This window comes from Oleiphilus sp. HI0117 (assembly GCF_001635235.1).
In genome coordinates this window covers 1-1,203 of the sequence record NZ_LWGA01001309.1, presented here as the reverse complement: position 1 = coordinate 1,203, position 1,203 = coordinate 1, and the positions used below count along the sequence as shown (strand labels likewise).

General features: G+C 45.4%; 3 protein-coding genes. All 3 read left to right on the top strand.

The window, feature by feature from the left end; translation table 11 throughout:
* On the top strand, positions 1-184 hold a 184-nt coding region (locus A3757_RS27775), incomplete at its 5' end, for a hypothetical protein (RefSeq protein ID WP_156506503.1).
* Positions 185-335: 151 nt separating this feature from the next.
* Positions 336-1,004, top strand: coding sequence for a translesion DNA synthesis-associated protein ImuA (gene imuA, locus A3757_RS22710; RefSeq protein ID WP_068740350.1), 669 nt, complete (start codon positions 336-338; stop codon positions 1,002-1,004).
* A 10-nt stretch (positions 1,005-1,014) separates the two neighbouring features.
* Positions 1,015-1,203: hypothetical protein (locus tag A3757_RS22705; protein WP_197470239.1), on the top strand; the 189-nt coding region annotated here is incomplete at its 3' end.

The window sequence follows — 1,203 nt, the reverse complement described above, 5'->3', positions numbered from 1 at the left end:
GCTGGACAGCTTCGAGGAACAGCGCAATGACAGATACCAGGAAACAGTCAAGCGGGCCTCACCGGTAGCTTGGGAGAACATCAACTTCCGGGGTACATACACGTTCGCGCCGACGGGCGAACTGCCAAAACTGGAGGACTTAATGGCACCGATTGAGGGCTATCGACCTAGAAATGAAAGTTGATACCCCTCTACAAGCCACGGCAGACGGGGGCTTCAGAGGTTTTTGCAATATATGGAGGCAAAATCCCTAGGACCCCAAATAGGCGACTGAAATTACACTTGCAGAATATATTCAAGAAATAATATACTGTATATCCATACAGGCATTTACTATGAAAAACTTCATTGATTTACTCGAAAAGAAACAGCTAATCTGGCATGGCCGGAGTAGGCAACAAGCACCTGAGTTCGAAACATCCGGCTACTCCGAGCTCGATGTTCACTTGTCTGGCGGCTTTCCAAAAAAAGGCGTTGTAATGCTGCACTCAACTTGTGGTATCGGCGAGCTTCGCCTGTTATTACCCTCGTTAATAAACAAACAAGGCCTCTGCATATTTATCAACCCGCCAGGTATTTTGAGTGCTGAGTTCTTTTATCATCAAGGCATTGAGTTAGAGCGCATACTATTTATTAATACTAACTCTGCGAATGAAGCCTTGTGGTCTGCAGAACAGTGCTTGAAAAGTGGTGCCTGTGAGGCCGTACTCCTGTGGCAAAACCAACTAGAAGTTCATCATATTCAACGCTTACAATTAGCCAGTAATCAGGGGCAGTGCCGTCAGTTCATCTTTCGAACAGCAAAGCAGCAAAGCCTTTCACTACCAGTCAATTTGAGCTTGCAACTAAAGGCTGAAGAGCGAGGTATCGCGATTACCATCGCAAAACAAAAAGGTGCCTGGCCAAAACCCGAATTCTCTCTCAATATGTCTTCTTATTGGCCTTCACTGGCACTACAAAACACGAACAACATCATCCCCTTCCCTGCTTCTAAAGCGGTATAAAGGTGATGCTATGTCTCTATCAACTTTATGGCTTTACCTCCACTTCCCTTCACTACAAATCGATAGCCTGTTTTTAAACCAGGCAGCATGCAATCAGGACGAACAGCAAGCCGTTATCGTAATCAATGGTCAAAAAAACATCGTAGTTCAAGCCAATGATCATGCCCTACAGCAAGGTATTCATTTGGGAATGGGGCTA

Bases quoted from the DNA above. Each gene is read 5' to 3' on its own strand.
- imuA (WP_068740350.1), top strand. From the start codon at position 336: ATGAAAAACTTCATTGATTTACTCGAAAAGAAACAGCTAATCTGGCAT.